Source organism: Brevibacillus sp. NRRL NRS-603 (genome assembly GCF_003013445.1).
Lineage (GTDB): Bacteria > Bacillota > Bacilli > Brevibacillales > Brevibacillaceae > Brevibacillus > Brevibacillus formosus.
Window position 1 is genome coordinate 69,911 of sequence record NZ_PXZN01000012.1, and the last position, 20,007, is coordinate 89,917.

General features: G+C 47.0%; 15 protein-coding genes. 14 read left to right on the top strand and 1 reads right to left on the bottom strand.

Features of this window, described 5'->3' with window-relative positions:
• Nucleotides 1-243 precede the first annotated feature (243 nt).
• Nucleotides 244-756, top strand: a complete 513-nt coding sequence (locus tag C7R94_RS07980; RefSeq protein ID WP_106779758.1) for a GNAT family N-acetyltransferase — start codon at nucleotides 244-246, stop codon at nucleotides 754-756.
• Between the two features lie 75 nt (nucleotides 757-831).
• On the opposite strand, the gene C7R94_RS07985 is transcribed toward C7R94_RS07980, so the two are convergent.
• Nucleotides 832-1,659, bottom strand: coding sequence for a DUF1308 domain-containing protein (locus C7R94_RS07985; RefSeq protein ID WP_106779760.1), 828 nt, complete (start codon nucleotides 1,657-1,659; stop codon nucleotides 832-834).
• A 253-nt stretch (nucleotides 1,660-1,912) separates the two neighbouring features.
• Between C7R94_RS07985 and C7R94_RS07990 the strand changes: the two genes are divergently transcribed.
• The 13 genes from C7R94_RS07990 to C7R94_RS08050 all read left to right on the top strand — a co-directional run bounded on the left by C7R94_RS07990 (nucleotide 1,913) and on the right by C7R94_RS08050 (nucleotide 19,921).
• Complete coding sequence (locus C7R94_RS07990) at nucleotides 1,913-2,524, top strand: DedA family protein (RefSeq protein ID WP_106779762.1); 612 nt, start codon at nucleotides 1,913-1,915, stop codon at nucleotides 2,522-2,524.
• A 184-nt stretch (nucleotides 2,525-2,708) separates the two neighbouring features.
• Nucleotides 2,709-4,193, top strand: a complete 1,485-nt coding sequence (locus tag C7R94_RS07995) for an amidohydrolase family protein (RefSeq protein ID WP_199197925.1) — start codon at nucleotides 2,709-2,711, stop codon at nucleotides 4,191-4,193.
• A gap of 188 nt (nucleotides 4,194-4,381) precedes the next feature.
• Nucleotides 4,382-5,224, top strand: coding sequence for an ABC transporter ATP-binding protein (locus C7R94_RS08000; RefSeq protein ID WP_106779765.1), 843 nt, complete (start codon nucleotides 4,382-4,384; stop codon nucleotides 5,222-5,224).
• A complete protein-coding gene (locus C7R94_RS08005) occupies nucleotides 5,157-5,912 on the top strand; it encodes an ABC transporter permease (protein WP_106779768.1) in 756 nt (251 codons plus the stop codon). Before C7R94_RS08000 ends, C7R94_RS08005 begins: the two co-directional genes overlap by 68 nt.
• A gap of 28 nt (nucleotides 5,913-5,940) precedes the next feature.
• A complete protein-coding gene (locus C7R94_RS08010; protein ID WP_106779770.1) occupies nucleotides 5,941-6,936 on the top strand; it encodes an aliphatic sulfonate ABC transporter substrate-binding protein in 996 nt (331 codons plus the stop codon).
• Nucleotides 6,937-7,016: 80 nt separating this feature from the next.
• Nucleotides 7,017-7,877 carry a tryptophan 2,3-dioxygenase gene (gene kynA, locus C7R94_RS08015; RefSeq protein WP_106779772.1) on the top strand — a complete coding sequence of 287 codons (861 nt, stop codon included), beginning with the start codon at nucleotides 7,017-7,019 and terminating at the stop codon, nucleotides 7,875-7,877.
• Nucleotides 7,878-8,078: 201 nt separating this feature from the next.
• Complete coding sequence (locus C7R94_RS08020; protein WP_197245057.1) at nucleotides 8,079-9,179, top strand: ATP-binding protein; 1,101 nt, start codon at nucleotides 8,079-8,081, stop codon at nucleotides 9,177-9,179.
• Nucleotides 9,140-11,542, top strand: a complete 2,403-nt coding sequence (locus tag C7R94_RS08025) for a DUF5682 family protein (protein ID WP_106779777.1) — start codon at nucleotides 9,140-9,142, stop codon at nucleotides 11,540-11,542. Before C7R94_RS08020 ends, C7R94_RS08025 begins: the two co-directional genes overlap by 40 nt.
• The gene (locus C7R94_RS08030) at nucleotides 11,527-12,666 is read left to right on the top strand and encodes a VWA domain-containing protein (RefSeq protein WP_106779779.1); all 1,140 of its coding nucleotides are present in this window, start codon (nucleotides 11,527-11,529) and stop codon (nucleotides 12,664-12,666) included. Before C7R94_RS08025 ends, C7R94_RS08030 begins: the two co-directional genes overlap by 16 nt.
• A 25-nt stretch (nucleotides 12,667-12,691) precedes the next feature.
• On the top strand, nucleotides 12,692-16,159 hold the full coding sequence (locus C7R94_RS08035) for a DUF4132 domain-containing protein (RefSeq protein ID WP_106779781.1): 3,468 nt from the start codon (nucleotides 12,692-12,694) through the stop codon (nucleotides 16,157-16,159).
• A gap of 2 nt (nucleotides 16,160-16,161) precedes the next feature.
• Complete coding sequence (locus tag C7R94_RS08040) at nucleotides 16,162-17,820, top strand: hypothetical protein (protein ID WP_106779783.1); 1,659 nt, start codon at nucleotides 16,162-16,164, stop codon at nucleotides 17,818-17,820.
• A 24-nt stretch (nucleotides 17,821-17,844) separates the two neighbouring features.
• The gene (locus C7R94_RS08045; protein ID WP_106779786.1) at nucleotides 17,845-18,135 is read left to right on the top strand and encodes a hypothetical protein; all 291 of its coding nucleotides are present in this window, start codon (nucleotides 17,845-17,847) and stop codon (nucleotides 18,133-18,135) included.
• Between the two features lie 208 nt (nucleotides 18,136-18,343).
• Nucleotides 18,344-19,921: a glutathione ABC transporter substrate-binding protein gene (locus C7R94_RS08050; protein ID WP_106779789.1), complete on the top strand. Its 1,578-nt coding sequence runs from the start codon at nucleotides 18,344-18,346 to the stop codon at nucleotides 19,919-19,921.
• Nucleotides 19,922-20,007 lie beyond the last annotated feature (86 nt).

Sequence of the window (20,007 nt, forward strand, 5' to 3'; positions counted from 1 at the left end):
TCCTTACCAACTGGATTTCCGTGGTGTCCATCCTCATTCGTTATCTCTCATTATTCGGAAAAGATTCCAATTAATCAATCTTCCATTCGTAATAATAAAAAGGGATGGATGGAAAATCATGCTATAATGGTGGTGCCCGAGTGATTCTTCCTATCGGAGTATTGAAAGAGTAGCTGAGGTGTAGGAATAGACCCTTTCAGAAAAAACAACCACAATAAAGAAAAGAGGAAGGGGTACCTGTCCATGAATGAAAATAGCATTCATACACAAAGGCTCATATTGATTCCATTTACACATAGAATAGCGATGAATATTTTGCAAGAAGATTACGAAGAGTTATTGGATATGGGGCTTACATTAGGCGAAGGCTGGCCTGATGTGGATGCGATGGAAACAATACCCAAAATCATCAGTGCACTCGAAATCACAGGAGAACCGACAGGATTTGAATCGTGGATGATCATTACAAAGGCTGGCAGGAAGATCATCGGGGATGCAGGGTTCAAAGGAGTACCGAATGCGGAGGGAGAAGTAGACATCGGCTATGGAATTATTGAAGCCGAGCGAAAAAAAGGCTACGCGTACGAGGCGGCTGAAGGCTTAGCGAATTGGGCATTGTTGCAGCCAGATGTGAAAAAGATTACGGCGAAGTGCTTGCTAGATAACATAGATTCGGCAAAATTATTAGTCAAAATGAACTTTACCGAAATAAAGAGGGACGACACAATGATTTACTGGTCTAGGCAGAAGGAATAGCACGGAAGAACAGCAATAGGGTTTCACACGAAAAAAAGGACGCACACATGGCGGTCCTTTTTTTCGTGGAGAACATCAGTTGCTGGAATTTTCTATGGGAACGTTGTAGGTATGTTTCGTGCCATCGTTATACGTTACCTCGAGTACACCCGATTGAAGGGACGGGCCTTTTGCTTTTACTTTTTTCTTCGTGGAAAACTCTCCTGACTTCGAGTCGATTCGCAACGTAATGATCGTATTGAAGACCTGAAGCGTTACGCGTTTGATATCGTTATTGGAGGCTTTCCCTGTCACTTTGAGTTCGTAATACGATTTAGGGAGTACACTTGATTCAGCCTGGAGCTCGATCTCATCTGGATTGAGGGTCAGCCCTGGAAGAAGTTTCGTCTGCATTTTTACGATTTCCTCTTTGCGTTCCTTATCTTCAGGCCCAACGAGGATGTGTACGTAAGAGTTTAACTGAAAATAGTCTGGCGTTAGATCACCCGGCAGTTCGTCTGTTCGGAAATATTCATCTTGCTCAATCGTTCTTCCAGGTTTCAAGGTTTTCTCCTTGACGACCGGGGGACAGGCTGGTTCGTCTTCACGGTAAGGAAGCTCCCAAGAGTCTTCGGAGGCATACGCTTCGATACGTGTTGTCACGTCATAGCATTGAGCAGTCGTGTACGTGATTGGTTTCCGCGAAATATTCGTGACAATCGTATTTACGTGGTACGTTGGTGCCTCGTATTTTGGATTGTCGATTTCGGTAACGGTCACTTGAAACCGAAGTCCTTCTTTCTTGAATGGTTTGTCAATGAAAAACATGCCGGTTGCTTTTGGTTGCGCAGCGTTTACATTCACGGCGCCAGCCGTCATAACCAGTAGAAAACATACGAGTGAATAGACAATCTTGCGAAACACACAGTTCACCTCCTCACGATTTATTTTTGAAAATGTGCATGGAGGCACTTTCTTAATATTCCATATATTACCTCCCTTTGCAATGTTTTTTGTTCAGAAATATTTAAAATGAAAATTTTCTAAGGAAAGGTAACCCAAGACTTCCTTCTTTCGTATTGAAATAAAGGAAAAGATGAGCGCTTTTCATTGAACTATGCAACGCGTGTCTCTATACTGGAGAGATAAGCATTGGTAAATAATTGTGAGGGATAGCATGCAGAACTGGATGACCCAAATTATTGAACAATATAGTTACTTCGGTATCTTACTGATGATGGCACTGGAAAACATCTTTCCGCCCATACCTTCTGAGGTGATCTTGACGTTCGGTGGATTTATGACGACGCAATCATCCTTAACGGTTTTTGGCGTAATCTTGTCAGCTACAATCGGTTCGGTAATCGGGGCAATCATTCTCTATGGAATCGGTTATTACCTAGACGTCCAAAAAATAGAGAAGATCGTAGCGAGATGGGGGCATATTCTGCGGATTAAACCGGCAGATATCCATAAAGCGAATGAATGGTTCGATCGATACGGGTACTGGACGATCTTTTTTTGCCGTATGGTCCCATTAATCAGAAGCCTGATTTCCATTCCAGCAGGTATGACGAAAATGAATTTCCCGCTGTTTTTGTTGTTTACAACACTTGGTACGTTTATTTGGAACATCGTCCTGGTGATGGCTGGTCACTTACTGGGGGAATCGTGGGAAGATATTCTGTACTACTTCGATCTCTATTCCAATGTCGTTTATGTTGTACTCGCATTTGCGGGGATAGCGTTCCTCATTTTTTTCCTCCGCAACCGAAAAGCGGATGCTTAAAACGGTCAAACCATCTTTCTTTCAAGGGAAGGTGGTTTTTCTATTTGGAACGAAGAGGTAAACATATTATAAAAAGTCGTAATTTTCTTGCAAATACAAGATATCAAAATTGAGCTAAGGTGTAGGGAGGGGAAGTAGGTGTCATGGGCACCGCCCTTATATTTGAGGCTGGGGGAGATGCAACTTGATCGATTTGTTACTCGTAAACGGCGTAGTCATCACCATGGACAAGGACCGTCGGGTATTACAGGACGGGGCAGTCGCCATTGATAAAGGAAGAATTTTGGAGGTAGGCGACACTCCAGTTCTAAAAGACAAGTATCCAGCGCAAAAGGTAGTCGACTGCGTGCATCATTGTATATTGCCAGGCTTCGTTGACGCGCATGGTCATGGCGGACATTCGTTGTTCAAAACGATTGCGACGGACAATATCAACGACTGGATGCCAATCATGACCAACACTTATAAACACTACGTGACAGACGATTTCTGGTACTACGAGGGAAAGCTGTCAGCACTGGAGCGGCTTAAAGCTGGGATTACGACAGGTGTTAGCGTCCTAGGCTCGATGCCGCGCTCAGATGATCCGATCTTTGCCTTGAATCACGCCAAAGCGTACAACGAGGTTGGCGTTCGTGAAATCGTAGCGACAGGTCCATGCAACCCACCGTGGCCGCATCTCTTCAGCCGCTGGGTCGATGGACAAAAAGTAACGAAGGAAGTCACCTATGAGCAGGTTCTCGCTGGAGCAGAAGCAGTGATCGAAGCCCTGAATCACGCGAATAACGATAAAACCAGAGCGTACATAACTCCATTTGTCATCGTGACCTCTGTCAATCCATCCTATCCGACGCCAGCTGACCAATTGTTTGGCCTAACGGATTTCGACCGTTACCAAGCCCGGAAAATCAGGGAGATTGCGAAAAAGTACGACACGCGCATCCATTCCGATGCTTTTGGAGGCATGATTCACCTCGCGATTCAAGACAAAGACTACGCGCTGCTCGGCCCAGACGTACACTTGCAGCATTGTCGGGGAATTTCTTTTGACGAGGCGAAAATTTTGGCCGAAACAGGAACGAATGTGAGTGCTTCTCCTGGTTTTGGTCAAATTAATGCACGCACCCCGATTACGGAATTGCTGGAGATGGGAGCGACTGTTGCGATCACCACAGACGGCACCTCGCCGATGACTCCTTTTGACATGTTCCAGGCCATGCGCAGAATGCAACTGCTGCAACAAGCGGCGCTGCGTGACTATTATTACCTCCCGCCGGGCAAGCTGCTGGAAATGGTCACGATTGATGCGGCACGGTGTGTCGGCTGGGATGACGAGCTGGGGTCGCTTGAGGCTGGTAAAAAAGCGGACGTCATTACTGTAAATATGCATCAGGCCCACTTGAATCCCGAGAACATGCATGTCCATCGTGTCGTCTATCAGGCAGTCGGCGGAGATGTGAACCATGTCATTGTCGACGGTAAGCTGATTATGGACGAGCGCCGTGTACTGACTGTGGATGAAAAGCAAATCCTCAAAGAAGCGAATGAAGAGGCGAATCGCACAATCGAGCGGGCAGGGCTGGAAATCTACATGCAGCCAAGCAAGTATTTCTGGGGACATGCGCGAGCTTATTTGGATGAGAGACGATTTGATCCGACGAAGTTGTAGGGGAAAAAAGAGAAGTTAAAGAAGGGGATGTGTTATGATGCACATAAAACTTGGATAGCGCATTGAATAGGAGAAGGTGCCCGCCGCCTTCCCTTTTTTAATGGATTATAGTTGACAAAAACGATAGGATTAATCATTATTTATTAATAATCCCCATCGACAAAGTTGGAATAAAAAGAGGTGCAGCCATGTATCTGACTATTGATAATGTTACGAAACATTTCGCGAATGAGCAGAAACAAAAAGTAAAGGTGCTGGATAATATCAATCTTGAAGTGGAAAAGGGCAGCTTCGTTTCCATTGTCGGCCCCTCTGGCTGTGGAAAATCGACGCTGCTCTACTTGATAGCCGGATTGGATCAACCTGACAGCGGTAACATACAAGTTGCTGGCAACAAAGTGAATAAGCCTGGTCCCGACAGAGTTGTCGTTTTTCAAGAAGCAGGATTATTTCCATGGCTGACCGTTTTGGAAAATGTTACATACGGGCTTAAGTTGAAGAAAATGTCTACAGCGAAAGCCAACGAAAAGGCGCTGGAAGTGCTCAAAATGGTCCATTTAAGCAAGTATGTTCATTCCTATCCTCATCAGCTCTCAGGTGGGATGAAGCAACGTGTTGCCATAGCTCGGGCACTTGTCATGGAACCCGACGTTTTGCTGATGGATGAACCGTTCTCGGCGCTGGATGAACAGACGCGGATGGTTCTTCATAAGGAGTTGCTTGAGATTTGGCGGACGACCAAGGTCACGATTTTTTTCGTCACCCATAATATCCGGGAGGCCGTTCAGCTTGCGGAGAGGATCGTCGTTTTTGCCACACGCCCCGGAAAAATTAAGGAAATCATTGCGGTTCCTGCTATGCGCGATGGAGTCATGCCGGACAGTGTGACAGTAAACACAGAGCAGAAGGTGCTGTCGATCCTGCAAGAAGAGATAGAAAAGGTGCTGAAGGAGGAAATGGGCAATGACTACAGCTTTAAGACGGGTCATCTTCATCGCTATGATAGCGGCGATCTGGGAAGTCACATCTAAATTATCTGGACTGCCATCGTTCATGTTTCCCAGCTTGACCCAAGTTTTCGAAACACTCGTAAATGGCTTGATAAGCGGGCAAATTACCGCCGCGATTGGAAAAAGCATGGGACGAATCCTGTTGGGCTTTCTCATTGCTATTATCGTCGGACTGATATTGGGTTACTTCATTTGGAGATACAAACTCGTAGAAGATACGCTTGGCTTTGTCGTGACGGCGCTTCAATCCATCCCGAGTATTGTCTGGTTCCCGCTTGCCATTATCTGGTTTGGCTTAAATGACTTCTCCATTCTGTTCATCGTGACGATCGGGGCGACTTGGACGATGACGGTAAACGCGACCAGCGGTTTCAAAAATGTCCCGCCGCTATATCAGCGGGTAGCCAAGACTTATGGTTCGACTGGCTTTCACTTTGTTCGAACGGTGATTCTTCCTGCATCCGTACCGCAAATCATCTCTGGACTTCGAATTGCTTGGGCATTTTCCTGGAGGGCACTCATGGCAGGTGAATTGCTCGGGGGTGGCGGTGGTCTCGGTCAATTGCTCGAGATGGGACGTTCACTTGGACAAATGGATTTGGTGATATCTGTCATGATCATTATTGCGATCATCGGTACCATCGTCGATAATGTTGTCTTTTCACGGATCGAACGCAACGTTCAGATGAAGTGGGGAGTTCATTCATAAAACGAAAAATAGCGAAGGAGTGTGTCACATGCTTAAAAAAGTGTTCAGTACCGTTGTCGCATCCCTATTATTGATGGGGGTTGCGAGCGGGTGCTCTACAGGCGGAGCAGAGTCCTCTGAGAAGGAAGTAAAGATCGGATATTTCCCAAATCTGACCCATAGCGCAACGATCATTGCACTGGAAAAAGGCTATTTTAAGGAAGCCCTCGGTGCTGATATGAAGATTCAAACAAAAACGGTCACCAATGGCGGATTGTTTATGGAAGCGATGGCTACCAAAGCAATTGATGTAGGGACAGTCGGACCAGGACCACTGTTGAACTTTTATGTCAAGCATCCCGGATATCGCTTGATTTCAGGTGCGGTCAATGGCGGAGCAGTCCTCGTCATGAATGGTTCAACCACTATTACGGAGCTAAAAGATGTAAAAGGCAAAAAAATCGCGATTCCGGTAATCGGCAGCACACAGGATGTCATGCTCAGAAAAGCACTGAATGAGGTTGGACTGAAACCGACGACGAATGGTGGAGATGTGGAACTGTATGCGGCGGCTCCCGCAGATACAGCAGCATTATTCGTACAAAAATCCGTTGACGGTGCAGCAACGCAGGAGCCGTGGGGATATGTACTGGAAAATCAGGCGGGAGGAAAATTGCTTTTGGACTGGGATCAATTTGCTTGGGGGAAAGAATCAACCAATACCGTGGTAGCAGCAAGCGATGAATTTTTGAAAAGAGAAGGATTGGCAACCGCCTACCTGCAAGCACATAAAAAGGCAGTCAAATTCATTCAGGAAAATCCCGAAGAAAGCCAAGACCTGATCATCAAGCATTTGAAAAGTCTGACTGGCAAAGAGCTGAGCAAAAAAGAAGTGCAGGCAGCTTTTTCCCGTTTGGAAGTAACAACGGCGGTCAATGAAAAAGTTCTTCAGGAAATGGCAGATATCAGCCAGGAAGCCGGCTATATTTCCAGTAATAAAATCGATGGCTTAATCGATTTGAAATACTTAGAAGCAGCGAAATAATATCGGGCGAGAAGGAGGGAGATTCAGCAGGAGGAATGAGGGGTGGAAAGGAATTAGATGGGAAAGGAGGTCATGCCGCGATGAGACCACATGAACAAGGAAGTAATCAACCGAACGACACCTCATTGGAGACACAGATTCATACTGATTTCCAAAAAGAAATGACGTATGGCGATTATTTACAGCTTGATCAAATCTTGTCGAGTCAACAGCGTCAATCTACTCATCATGATGAAATGCTGTTTATTATCATTCATCAGGTGAGTGAGCTATGGATGAAACAAATTTTGCACGAGCTGTCAGCAGCAAATGAGTGCATCTGCAATCACGATCTGGAGCCTGCTTTCAAAATGTTCGCGCGAGTCTCGCGTATCCAGCAGCAATTGATTAAATCGTGGGATGTCCTTTCTACATTGACACCAGCCGATTACCTTCAGTTCCGTGACAAGCTGGGTCATTCGTCCGGATTTCAATCCTATCAAAACCGACTCATCGAATTTACGCTAGGATATAAGAACCAGCATGTCCTAGCGGTGTATGCGCATCAACCAGAGCTTCACACCCAAATGAGTGCGGCTTTGCAGCAGCCCAGCATTTACGATGCGGCGATCAGGGAGATGGCTGCGCGCGGCTTGCCGATTGATCCGGAATGTTTGAATCGCGACTGGTCACAGCCGTATCAACCAAACCAGAGCGTAGAGCAAGCTTGGCTGACCGTGTATCGAAATGTAAACCAGTATTGGGATTTGTACGAGTTGGCAGAAAAGCTGGTGGACATCGCCAGTCAGCAACAACAATGGCGTTTTAACCATATGACGACAGTCGAACGCATCATAGGCCAAAAGCCGGGAACAGGAGGGTCCTCAGGCGTCATGTACTTACGCAGAGCGCTCGATCACCGTTTTTTCCCGGAGCTTTGGAGCTTGCGGACGTTGTTGTAAAAAAATCTTTAAAAAAAGCGAGAAAAAGTGTCTTGGGGACCCAGGGCGCTTTTTTTGCTTGTAGTACTCCTTTCACATTTTTTCACATATCTTACCTAATATTGGGTACAAATACCCTTCTTTTCCTGACAAACATATGTTTTCATTTTTAATAGTGTACCTATTTTTTCAAGAACAACCAGAAATGGAGTGGGCATTTGGATGGAAACAATGAAGCCACCTATGGAAGCGTTATATGCGAAACAGCTGAATGCGCTGCGATCCCATGATACGGGGACGAAACCTCCCAATTGGCTGATGTCGCCGAGAGCTGTGCGCGATTTTATTTTAGGAACGGATGAACCTCTCTCTTATGAGGGCGAAAGTATACCGATTACGAAGAAGTTCTATGGAGACGATGTGCTTATTGAGCGAGCGATCGTCACGTTGGCGGGCAATCGCGGCTTGATGCTAGTCGGTGAGCCTGGAACGGCAAAGACGATGCTGTCTGAGCTGCTGTCTGCGGCCATCTCCGGTACGAGCACGAATACGATTCAAGGCACCGCAGGAACGACAGAGGATATGATCAAATACTCCTGGAACTACGCGATGCTGCTGGACAAAGGTCCTTCGCTGCAAGCATTGGTTCCTTCCCCGTTATACAACGGAATGAGCAAGGGAATCATTACCCGTTTTGAAGAGATTACCCGTTGTCCGTTTGAGGTTCAAGACGTGTTAATTAGTATTTTAAGCGACAAGGTGATGAACATTCCCGAGCTGTCAGACGGCATCCTGTTTGCGAAGCCCGGTTTTAATATCATTGCAACAGCGAACCTGCGGGACAAAGGCGTCAATGAAATGAGCAGTGCGCTCAAACGCCGTTTTAACTTCGAGACAATCGCGCCCATTAATCATGTGAAAATGGAAGCGCAAATTATCGAATCCCAAGCAAAAGTGATTCTGGAGCAAAGTGGTGTAAACATCGAAATCGATCGCGATGTGGTTGAGATATTGGCGACGACCTTCATGGAGCTGCGCATGGGCGAGACCAAGGAAGGGTTCAAAATCGATTCTCCCCAATCTGTGATGAGTACAGCCGAAGCCGTATCCGTTTATGTCCAAAGTGCGATGACGTCCCATTACTATGATGGCAGGCCAATTTCCATGGATCGACTGGTACAGAACATGCTGGGAGCGGTCGTCAAGGAAAACCAAAAGGACGCAAATATCCTGAAAACCTACTTTACCAAAGTGGTCAAAGAACGGGCAAAGGAAGAGGGTCTATGGGGAACGTATTACAACGAGAAGAAATGGATCAAATAAAGGATCAGGACCGCTTCATAAAATCATTCGTCGAAGAAGAGGTTTACAATCTCAGCAAACAGGTCGTCTATTTCCCGGTTCGTCATCATAGTCCTGCTTGCTCGTTTCATTTGAAAAAGACGATCGAAGAGTATCAACCGGAAATCATTCTGATTGAAGGCCCGGACCATAGCAATCATATTATTCCGATCTTGACGGATGAACGGACGAAGCCTCCTGTGAGCATTTATTATGCGTACGCCTCAGGGGAGCAAAAATACGTCTGTTACTTTCCGTTTCTTATGTATTCGCCGGAATATGTGGCATTGGTTGAAGCAAAACGCCGGCAAATTCCTGCTGCTTTCATTGATTTAAGCTACGGAAGCCGCCTGGAAAGCTTGGAAGACGGCCACGATTTGAAAAAGAAGAATGAAAAGCTGTCCTATCACGATGAGCGCTTGCTGACAGGCTCGCAGTTTATTCAGCGATTGTGCCAGACGATGAAATGCCGGAACTTCGATGAGCTGTGGGAAAAGGTTTTTGAGATTGATGGTATTCGCAAACAGACGCAGGATTTCGTCAAGGATGTCTTTGCCTACTGCTACCTGTCTCGAAAATGCTATGATGACGCTACTTTGGAAGCGGAAGGCGATTTGATTCGCGAGGCGCACATGCGTCAAAAAATTGCAGAGGCAAAGAAAAAACATGCGAGAATTCTCGTGATTACCGGGGGCTTTCATACATACGGACTCATCGAGGAGCGCAAGACTTCCTACAAGATACAAAAGGTGCAGGAAGAAAAAATATATCCGATGGTGTACACGTACCAGGAAGCAGATCAGTTGAATGGATACGCAAGCGGGATGCCGTACGTTCACTACTATGAGAGTGTGTGGAAGGCACTGGAGAAGAAGGAGCTTGCTCCCTTCTCGAAAAGCGCGTTAACATACCTGCCGCAACTGCTAAAAAGACTGCGAGGCAAGGGAGAAACAACGTCTACTGCGGATGCGATCGAAGCGTACAGCCTCATGAACGGCTTGGCTGTCATGCGCGAAAAGGCTGAGGGCGGTGCCTATGAGCTGATCGATTCCGTTCTCTCTGCTTTTACTAAAGGCGAACGCTCGATTGCAACTTCACAGCCGATTGAGACATTACGAGAGCTGTTGACCGGAGATGGAATCGGTGAAGTTGCCCCAAATTCACTGGATGTGCCTATCGTTCGAGATTGCAAAGACAGATGTAAATCGCTAAAGCTTGCGATCACGACGACAGGGCGCAATCAGAAGGTGCTGGAGCTGTATGCCAAGAAGTCGCATCGTGAAGCCAGCCAATTTTTTCACTGCATGCAGTTCTTGGGCACAGAATTTTGCGCCAAAGAAGCTGGACCAGACTGGATGAACAATCGAAATGTCAATCTCGTCCGAGAAACATGGCGCTACAGCTATTCCTCCTTCGTAGAAGCCCGTCTGATCGAGAGCTCGGTCTACGGTGGGACGGTGAAGGAAGCAGCCGCGCATAAGCTAGCCGATATGGTAAAAGAACTGCCGCAGCACCAGAGCCATGAGCTGGCAAAATGGCTTTTGATGTCAGTCGTTATGGGTTTGGAAGAGCTGTCGGAAAGGCTCTTTGAATCTGTACAAGAGTCCGTTAGGCAGGATGGACATTTTCTCTCTCTTTGCAAAACGTTGAAGACACTCACCATTCTTTTGGAGCAAAAACGGTTGTTCGGTCTTAGCGAAACAGAACGGCTGGAGAACTTGGTGGAAGAAGTATATTACCAGGCTGTGACCAAAATCGTTGAGCAGGGAAACCCGAACCCCAACGAACTGGATGAGTTGGCCGATCAGCTCAAATTCCTCTACATGCTGAGTGAGAAGAGACAGGCGGATGATTCCCGAGAGATTTTCAGTGATCAACTGCTGGAATTGCTGCGTAACGACAAGCTCCCTGCGAAACTGGAGGGGGTAGTGGTCGCGATCTTGTGCAATCTTGAAGTGATCGAACGCGCAGAAATCTCCAGACGTGCGCGTGCCTACATGTTCGGCTCGCCTGAGCAAATGCTGCATACCGCCGCGTATTTACATGGCGTTTTTATCGTGGCTCGTGATTACCTGTTTCATCAAGAGGAAATCTTGCGCGATCTGCATCAGATGATTACATCCTTGGCCTACGACGACTTTTTGCAGGTAGTGCCTGAACTGCGATTGGCGTTTACATATTTTAGCCCAATGGAAATTAGTATGCTCTCGGAAAAAGTGGCAGATCTCTTCCAAACGACGGTGGAACAAGTCACGAATCCAGTCATCGATGAGCGTACCATGCGTGATGCCCGCATGCTCGATCAAGCGATCAAGGAGGAGTTTGCCAAATGGAACCTGATTTGAGCCGCGAAGCCTTGAACCGCTGGCGGTTGTTATTGGGCTCTCATGCCGAGGAATCATTGGAAGGCAGCGGGGTCTATCAATCATCCGAGTTTTCCTACCAGGAACTAGACTCGATTCTTGAATTTTTATACAACCGGGAATACGGAGAAGAGCAAGGCTACCGAAAAGAAGGCGGCCGAGGAGATTCGGCATTGACGGTTCCCTCCTGGCTGAATAAAGTCCGCAAGCTGTTTCCCAAGAAGACAGTAGAAATTCTTGAGCGGCAAGCTCTGGACCGCTATAACATGACAGAGCTGTTGACAGACAAAAAAGTGTTGGAAAGCATGGAGCCCAACATGACCCTCTTGAAAAACATCCTCCAATTTAAAGGCAGGATGAAAGGAGAGGTCGTGAAAAGTGCAAAGGAAATTGTGCGCAAGGTCGTAGACGATCTCCGGCGCCAGCTTGAGAATGAAGTGCAGACCAGCATCGTCGGCAAACGCAATCGCCACAAACGCGGCTATACGAAGTCGATGAAAAATCTGGATGTGCATAAAACGATTCGTAAAAATTTGAAAAACTACGATCGCAAAAAAAGCCGTTTTATCATCGATGAGCTGTATTTCCACAGCAATATCCAGCATCACAACAAATGGAACATCGTCATTGTCGTGGACGAGAGCGGCAGTATGATGGACTCTGTGATTTACAGCTCCGTTATGGCAAGTATTTTTTACAAGCTCGCTGCCTTGAAGACGCATCTGGTTATTTTTGATACGAAGGTCGTTGATTTGAGCGATAGACTGGATGATCCGGTCGATGTGCTGATGAGTGTGCAGTTAGGTGGGGGGACTCATATTGCACAAGCGCTCAAATACGGACGATCACTGCTCGAAAATCCATCGAAGACGATATTTATCCTCGTCAGCGATTTGGAGGAAGGCTATCCAATCAAGGAAATGTATCGCCAAAGCAAGGAAATCATTGATGCGGGGTGCAAGTTCTTAGTGCTGACTGCTTTGGATTTTAATGGTAATGCTACGTACAACCAACATGCTGCGAGGGTATTGAGCGATATGGGTGCAAATGTCGCCGCCATCACGCCTGATGAGCTCGCGCAATGGATAGGCAAGGTTATCAAATAGAGATAGAAAGAAGGAGGAGTAAGGAATGGTTTTACGAAAGACAGATCTGAATCCGGTTACGAAGAAATTTGTGGAGGAGTTTATCAGTGCAAGTGATCGAAACAAGCATTTGTACGATCAAATCACTAATTACATTGCAGGTGACACAGACGAATGCCCGGCAATCGCTGAGGACCCGCGGTTTTACAGCTATACGGTTCGATCCGAATTTGACAAGCTGAAAAAACGCGGCGAGGAGCTGGCCTTCTATCGCGCAGCTGTGCTAATCTACAAGGCTAGCAACCGTTTTTACGATAAGAAAAACGTGATGGATGAGTGCTTCCTGGATCAGATCGAGCTTCAGGGTATGAAGGACAACGATGATGCTGATATCCGAGCAAAAGATCAGAAAGCATTAGACGCCATGAGAAAAACGATCGAGCATTTCGGACATGCGTTGTTTGCCGAATTTTTGTTAAAAGCCGCGGAGGATTATCGGGTAAGCATCAGCCGTGACTACTCCTCGACATTTGATCGGGCCGAATTTTTGTTATTCATTTCGTATGCGTACACGATTTCTCCGAGCTTATTGGAAGAAGCAAAAGAAAAGCTTATGCCGAGCTACTATTACCTAGTTACAGGTGATACGCGCGAATATATAAAAGAGCTGCAAACCATTGCCAAAGAAATCGTGACCATGCAGTTTTCGAGCAACAATTTGCTGACCAACGAGTCCTTGTACCCTTCGTACGTCAAAGAGAAAAAGGCTGCGCTGCGAGAAAAGTGTTATCCAGGAGAACAGGTCAAGGAAGGCTCCCTTTTGAACCAGAAACATTTGAAGCGTTATATGGAGCTGGTCATCAGCTTGCTGTATTTCCGCATTCACGTCAAAGGCGGGACCAGTGCATTCCTGAAGAAGGAAGAGGAGATCGATCGGGAGCTGCACGACACCTTGCAAATCCTTTTTGACATGTTCCCGCTTGATATTCTGTCCGAAGATAAGAGACTGGCTGACCTTGTGCACATGGAGGAGCCTTACGATCTACTGCTGGGACTTCGCGAGCATTTGCTATCCCCGCCGACAAATTGGGAACAAGTGAAGCAGCTGGTGCTGGAAGACGTAACGAAATCAAGACGAGCGCTTGAGCTTGCTTCGATCCCGATGGTCAAAGGATTTTTATACAAAACGCTGGCGGCAGCTGGCGTGGATCTCTCCGATTTCCAGCCTTCTTTGGAAGGGATTATTCAAGATGCACTGCGACGTGCGAAGGGCTCGACGAAGCTGGCGAGCTATTTGGATGAAAAAGCTGCTCTAGAGGATGTGCTCGAGCATGTGCATTTGGAGGACGTACAACTTGTAAGACAGCAGATGATCCTGTTGAGCTTCTTGCCTGTGGACCATCGGTTTATTGCGCGTCTGATTCTGTTCATGTGCCACTACAAAGACAAGTCCAATCGCAGAGTAGGTCATATGTGCTTCGCTCATGCGTTCCAGGATCGATTGACCGGCATCATCGATCATTACCGGAAGGACGAAGCTGTAGATGTCCAGACACTTTTCTATCAGATTTTGTCCATCAAGGAGATGCACTATTATTACACGGACGTCAATGAAGAGGTGTATCGTTCGTTGGTCGTAGCAAATCCGGATATGAGTCTGGCTCAATTTGACAAGCTCGAAACGGAGCTTCGCGTGTTTGTGACGCAAACCCTATTAGCGGCAAAGGAGACGCTGTCAGAGGAATTGCGCAACCAAGCCATTCTGCTCGGGTTGGCTGACAGCTCGAAGAAAGTGAGCGGTCTTGCTGGTGCAGCGTTCCTTCAGGCCAAAGACAAGGAGCTTTATTTGCACGTCTATCAAACCGAGAAAAAAGCAAAGGTCAAGGAAATGGCGCTGGATGCGATTCGCTCCCTGGACGATAACAAGGAGATTTTCCAAGAGCTACTGAAAAATGAAAAGAGCAGCAAATTTAAAACGCTGCTGCAAACATTTATCGACGCAGAGGAGCAAGGGCCAGATGCGAGCTTGACCCATTTGGGCAATCTGACCGATAAGCGCAAGCTCACACGGATTAAATGGATGCCACTTGAGCGCATGCCAGTCCTTCGCGACCAAGACGGCAACGAGCTGGGGAAAGAAGTAATGGAGTACATGCTAACCGCCTCAATCGATTTCCCGACAGCGCCAAACCAGCTGGTGCTTGACTTGAAACCGTCTCTGCAAGCGGCATCTGTTGCTGACTTTACCACAGAAGTCTTGCGAACTTGGGTTGATAATGGAGCAGTCGCCAAAGAGAAATGGGTCATGCCGCTCTGCGTCGCCTTCGGAGATCGACGTATAGTCGATACGATTGGTCAGTTGATTAAGGAGTGGACAGATCACTCTCGCGGAGCTTTGGCTGCGGACGGCGTACGTGCTCTGTCGTTCTCGAATGATTTGACTGCACTGCGTCTAATCGACCAGATCAAGCGTACGATCAAAAACAGGCAAGTCAAATCAGCCGCAGAAGAGGCGCTGTCCATGGCGGCTGCGAATCAGAACATTTCCGCGATGGAACTGGAAGACCGACTGGTCACGACGCTTGGCTTCGATGCGTCCGGCAAGCAAGTGTTTGACTACGGCGACCGCACCTTCACGGTCAAAGTCAGCAACGAGCTGGAGCTGGAAGTTACGAACGACAGCACAGGAAAAGCGGTTAAAAATCTGCCTGCACCGTCCGCGAAAGACGATCAGGAGAAGGCAGAACAAGCGCGATTGACTTTTGCTCAATTGAAAAAAGATCTGAAAAATATGGTGAAAGTGCAATCTCTTCGTCTGGAGGAGTCCCTGTCCAAATCGCGTTATTGGTCAACGGAAGCATGGAAAAGACTCTTTGTGGAGAACGTGTTGATGCAAAAATTCGCCATCGGGCTCATCTGGGGTGTATACGAGGACGGAAAGCTCATAGATACGTTCCGTTATATGGACGACGGGACATTTAACACCGTGGACGAGGATGAGTATGAGTTGGCAGATGAGCAGCTCATTGGCTTAATTCATCCACTGGAGCTGGACGAAGAGACGTTGAACGGCTGGCGTACTCAGCTAGAAGATTACGAAATTACGCAACCGTTCGAGCAGTTAAGTCGTGAAGCGTTCCTGCCAACGGAAGAAGAAATAAAAGCCAATGAAGTGCTCCGCCTTCCTATTGAATCGTATTCACCGACTGCTTTTGCGAAAATGATGGAGAAATTCGGCTGGGTCAAAGGAACGCCGCTCGATGCCGGTTATTATTACGAGTTTTACAAACTGTATGACGGTATGGTGGCTGAGTTGAAAATCAGCGGGGCGAGCATTTCGTATTGGGAAGGAATGGAGGATGTGAAGCTGGAAGCCTTGGCTTTCTTTCCAAATAAAGATGCCGAGTACAAGCATTTTTACTTCAAACCAGTGGATCGAATGAAGCTCACTGATATTCCAACACGCATTTTCAGCGAAACCGTCTATGATGTCATGCGAGCAGCAGGAAAATAACGATGGCGGATTTCACATCAGAATTTCATCGGTTTATCGCGCTGTGCAACGAAGAGTATTTGATCAAATACGCGAACAAAGGAATTTACAACCGTTCCATCAAGGAAATGGAAAAAGGAATGACCGTTTCCTACGAGTTCGGGGACGATTACGTCGAGTGTGCGCTGTCAGATGACAGCGTATGCCGACTTCATGCAGATATTGATCGCTTTTCCTGCTCATGTCCATCAGACAAGATTTGCAAGCATGTCATCATCGCCATCGTCTACTATGCCGAAAACCATTTGCAAGCAGGAGCAGAGACCGAGGAAGAGCTGGAGACCTACAAGCCTGACTTTAGCTGGCTCTTGCAATTGCAGCCGTCTCACATTAGCAAGGCTTTTACCCCAGCACAGCTGGAAGAAGTGCTGTTTCGCCTCGACTATTTCGAGGAGATGGATATCGTTGAAACATCCTTTTTAACCATGACATTGCGTACCCAAGATATTTCCGTATCTTTTGACAGTGAATCGGAGATCGGGAAGAGCATGTGCACCTGCAAGGCGAAGGGCAATTGCTTGCACAAGCTGGAGGTCATTTTGCGCTATCGGGCCATGCATCAGCTGCAGGATCGTGAGCAGTTACAAGCATCCGTAACCGATGTCAGCTATGAAACTGATGTCGTAGCGGAGGCCAAAGCGCTAATCGCAGAGATCCTTGGCATCGGCTTGGCAAAGCTATCCCAAACGATTTGTACACGGCTGGAGCTGCTTGCTATCGCCGCGCATAACGGCAATCTTCCTCGCGTGGAAAAGGACATTCGCGGCATTCTTGGGGAGCTGAACTTATTCTTTCAGCGACATGTCAAGTTTTCGACGGAAGCACTGCTCGACCGGCTTTCCCGGGTGTATCTCAGTTTGCTTGCCCTAGAGAAGACCGATCACATCGAAGCGAAAAAGCAGCTGCTCGGCAGCTTCAAGAGTAAGTACCATATGGTTCCGCAGTTAAGTCTGTACGCTTTGGGAGCAAATCCATGGGAGACGCGGTCAGGGTACAAGGGAATTACGTATTACTTTTATTCGCTTTCTGATCAACGCATCTACACGTATACAGAAGCGCGTCCCGTGTATTATGAAGGCATATCGTTTTCCTTTAAGGACAGCTATAAAGGCAAGGTACCTTGGGGTGGGTTGATCTCCATGGAGGAGCTCTCTCATTCACAGGTCATCCTGACACAGGCAAAGACGAATCGGGAGCAGCGCTTGTCTTCCAGTGAAGAGACGCAGCTAACCATCGTTCCCAGGGACAATATCGAAGAGCTGGATCTCGGCAAGGTACTCGTTCGCGACTGGTCAAGTGATTGGAAGGACGCGGCAGGAGATATGTTTGAGACTGCGTTGGACTCGGTTTTTGTATTGAAAGCGAAGAAGTTCAACCAAGTCGATTTCGATCAGAAGACGCAGCAGTTGATTTTGACGATCGAAGACGAGCAATGTGATTCCCTCCCATTGAGTATCTCCTATCAGGGGGAATTTGCCCGGAATATACGTCATCTCGAACAAAACAAGCGGCTGCTAGAGTTGCGCGATGTATATTTGCTTGTGCAAAAAATAGGAGATGGGCTTTATCCGATCAGCATCATGCAGGGTAAATCGCTGACGAGCTTTAAGCTAGACCTATAACGGTGAGGGAGTGGACGCAAAATCATGGAGGAGTTATATTCCTTTACCGAAAAGCTGACTGATTGGCAGGAACGCTTGTTACTCAAAGGAATCTATAAACTTGATAAGCAAGATTTGCAGGAATTGAAAAAACTGCAAGAGCTCGCAACCGAATACGATATGAGCTTCCTCGGTTCATTGATAGAAGACCTGCATGTGGAGGGCAATCGCTATTTGCAGGAAGTAAAAGCGGATGCGGAGTTGTTAACGCAGCAGTATTTGTATGTGGTGCAGTACGTCAATATGATGAAAAAGCCTTTGACTCGATCATCATAATAGGGTCTAGTGAAGAAAGAGAGATTCTTGAGGAGTCTCTCTTTTTTACTCTCTCGCTACCAAAGGGGAGAGTTTTTTGTTTATATACAAAGTTGTAAAGAAACTGAAAATAAAGGTAAACAAAATGAAAATACAATGACTGAATATTGTCTAAAATAAAACATGTTTGAATGCTAAAACATTTGCAACAAGAATTGGGGGAACACAGATGAGAAAGAAGAGCTTTTATCACACGCTGATAGCCATGACAATCGCGGTATCTGCGGCTATGGCTGGGTGTTCGTCGGGGCAGGATGCGTCGACTAGCGCCGGACAAGCAGGGGGTACTGCCGAAGCTGGCAAAACCGGAGGAACACTCGTCATCGCGCGTCTGTCCGATGCGAACAACCTCGATCCGCATTTCCTGTCCCAAATCCCTTCAGCAGCAATCATTCATCACAAAGTTTACGAAGGGCTTGTCCGTATGGATAAAGAAAGCAAATACGTCCCATCCCTGGCAAGTGAGTGGAAGCAGCTCGATGACTTGACGTGGGAATTCAAGCTGCGTCAAGGCGTGACGTTCCATGATGGCGTACCTTTCAATGCGGAAGCGGTAAAAGCAACGATCGCTCGCGTTCAAGACCCTGCCGTTGGCTCTAGCCGGGTTAATATGTTTGAAGCAATCAAAGAAGTGAAAGTAGTAGATGAGTACACGGTACAATTTATTCTGAATTACCCGTACGCACCGATCTTGTCTGTTTTGGCGAGCGCAGAGGGAAGCATCATCAGCCCGAAAGCCATTGAACAATATGGAAAAGAATTGAGCAAGCATCCAACCGGTACGGGCCCGTACAAATTCGAAAAATGGACGCCGGGTCAAGAAGTGGTTCTCGTGAGAAACGATAGCTACTATGGCGGTACACCAAATTTGGATAAAGTCGTTTTCAAAACCGTACCGGAAGACACAACTCGCCTTGCCATGGTTGAGACCGGAGAGGTTCAAGTGGCAGAAAACCTGCCTGTGACGGACATCGATCGCGTACAAAATTCTCCATCCATGCAATTGGGTCGATACCCTGGATTCTCTGTCGATCACATTGGATTGAATACAAAGAAAAAGCCGTTTGATGATGTGCGTGTCCGCCAAGCCATTGCCCACGCAATCGACAAGAAAACCATTATTGAAGGCGTTTACAACAGCGTGGGAACACCAGCTCACTCCTCGATTACACCAGCGATGGTTGGGTATAGCCCGAATGTAAAAGACATTCCGTATGATGTCGAGAAAGCGAAGCAATTACTCGCAGAGGCGGGATATCCAAACGGCTTCAAAGCAAAAATCGCGTTGAATGACAACAAAGCACGTATTAGCGTAGCAGAGGTTTTACAGCAACAGCTCAAGTCAATCGGTATTGACCTGCAACTGGATGTGATGGAATTCGGGGCTTATATCGATGCAGCATCCAAAGGTGAGACAGACCTGTTCATGAGTGGATGGGGAAATGCTACGGGCGATTCCGATTACAACCAAGCGAACCTGTATCACTCGAAAGCACACGGCGCACCTGGCAACCATTCTTTCTACAACAATCCAGAAGTAGACAAGCTGATTGACGAAGGCCGCCGAGAAACAGACGCAGAAAAACGGAAACAACTCTATGAAAAAGCGCAACAAATCGAAATGAACGAAGCTCCGCTTATTCCGTTCCGATTCTCCGAAACCTTGGCGGCCATTCAAAAGAATGTACAGGGTGTATGGATTAGTCCTGCAGGTCATATCGAGATTGACGAAGTAACGATTCAATAAGAGTAATCAATAGACGCCGCGGACATGTTTGTGTCATTGGCGTTTTTTTGTTTGAAAAGTAGAACGCCATCCCCTAAGATAGAGTA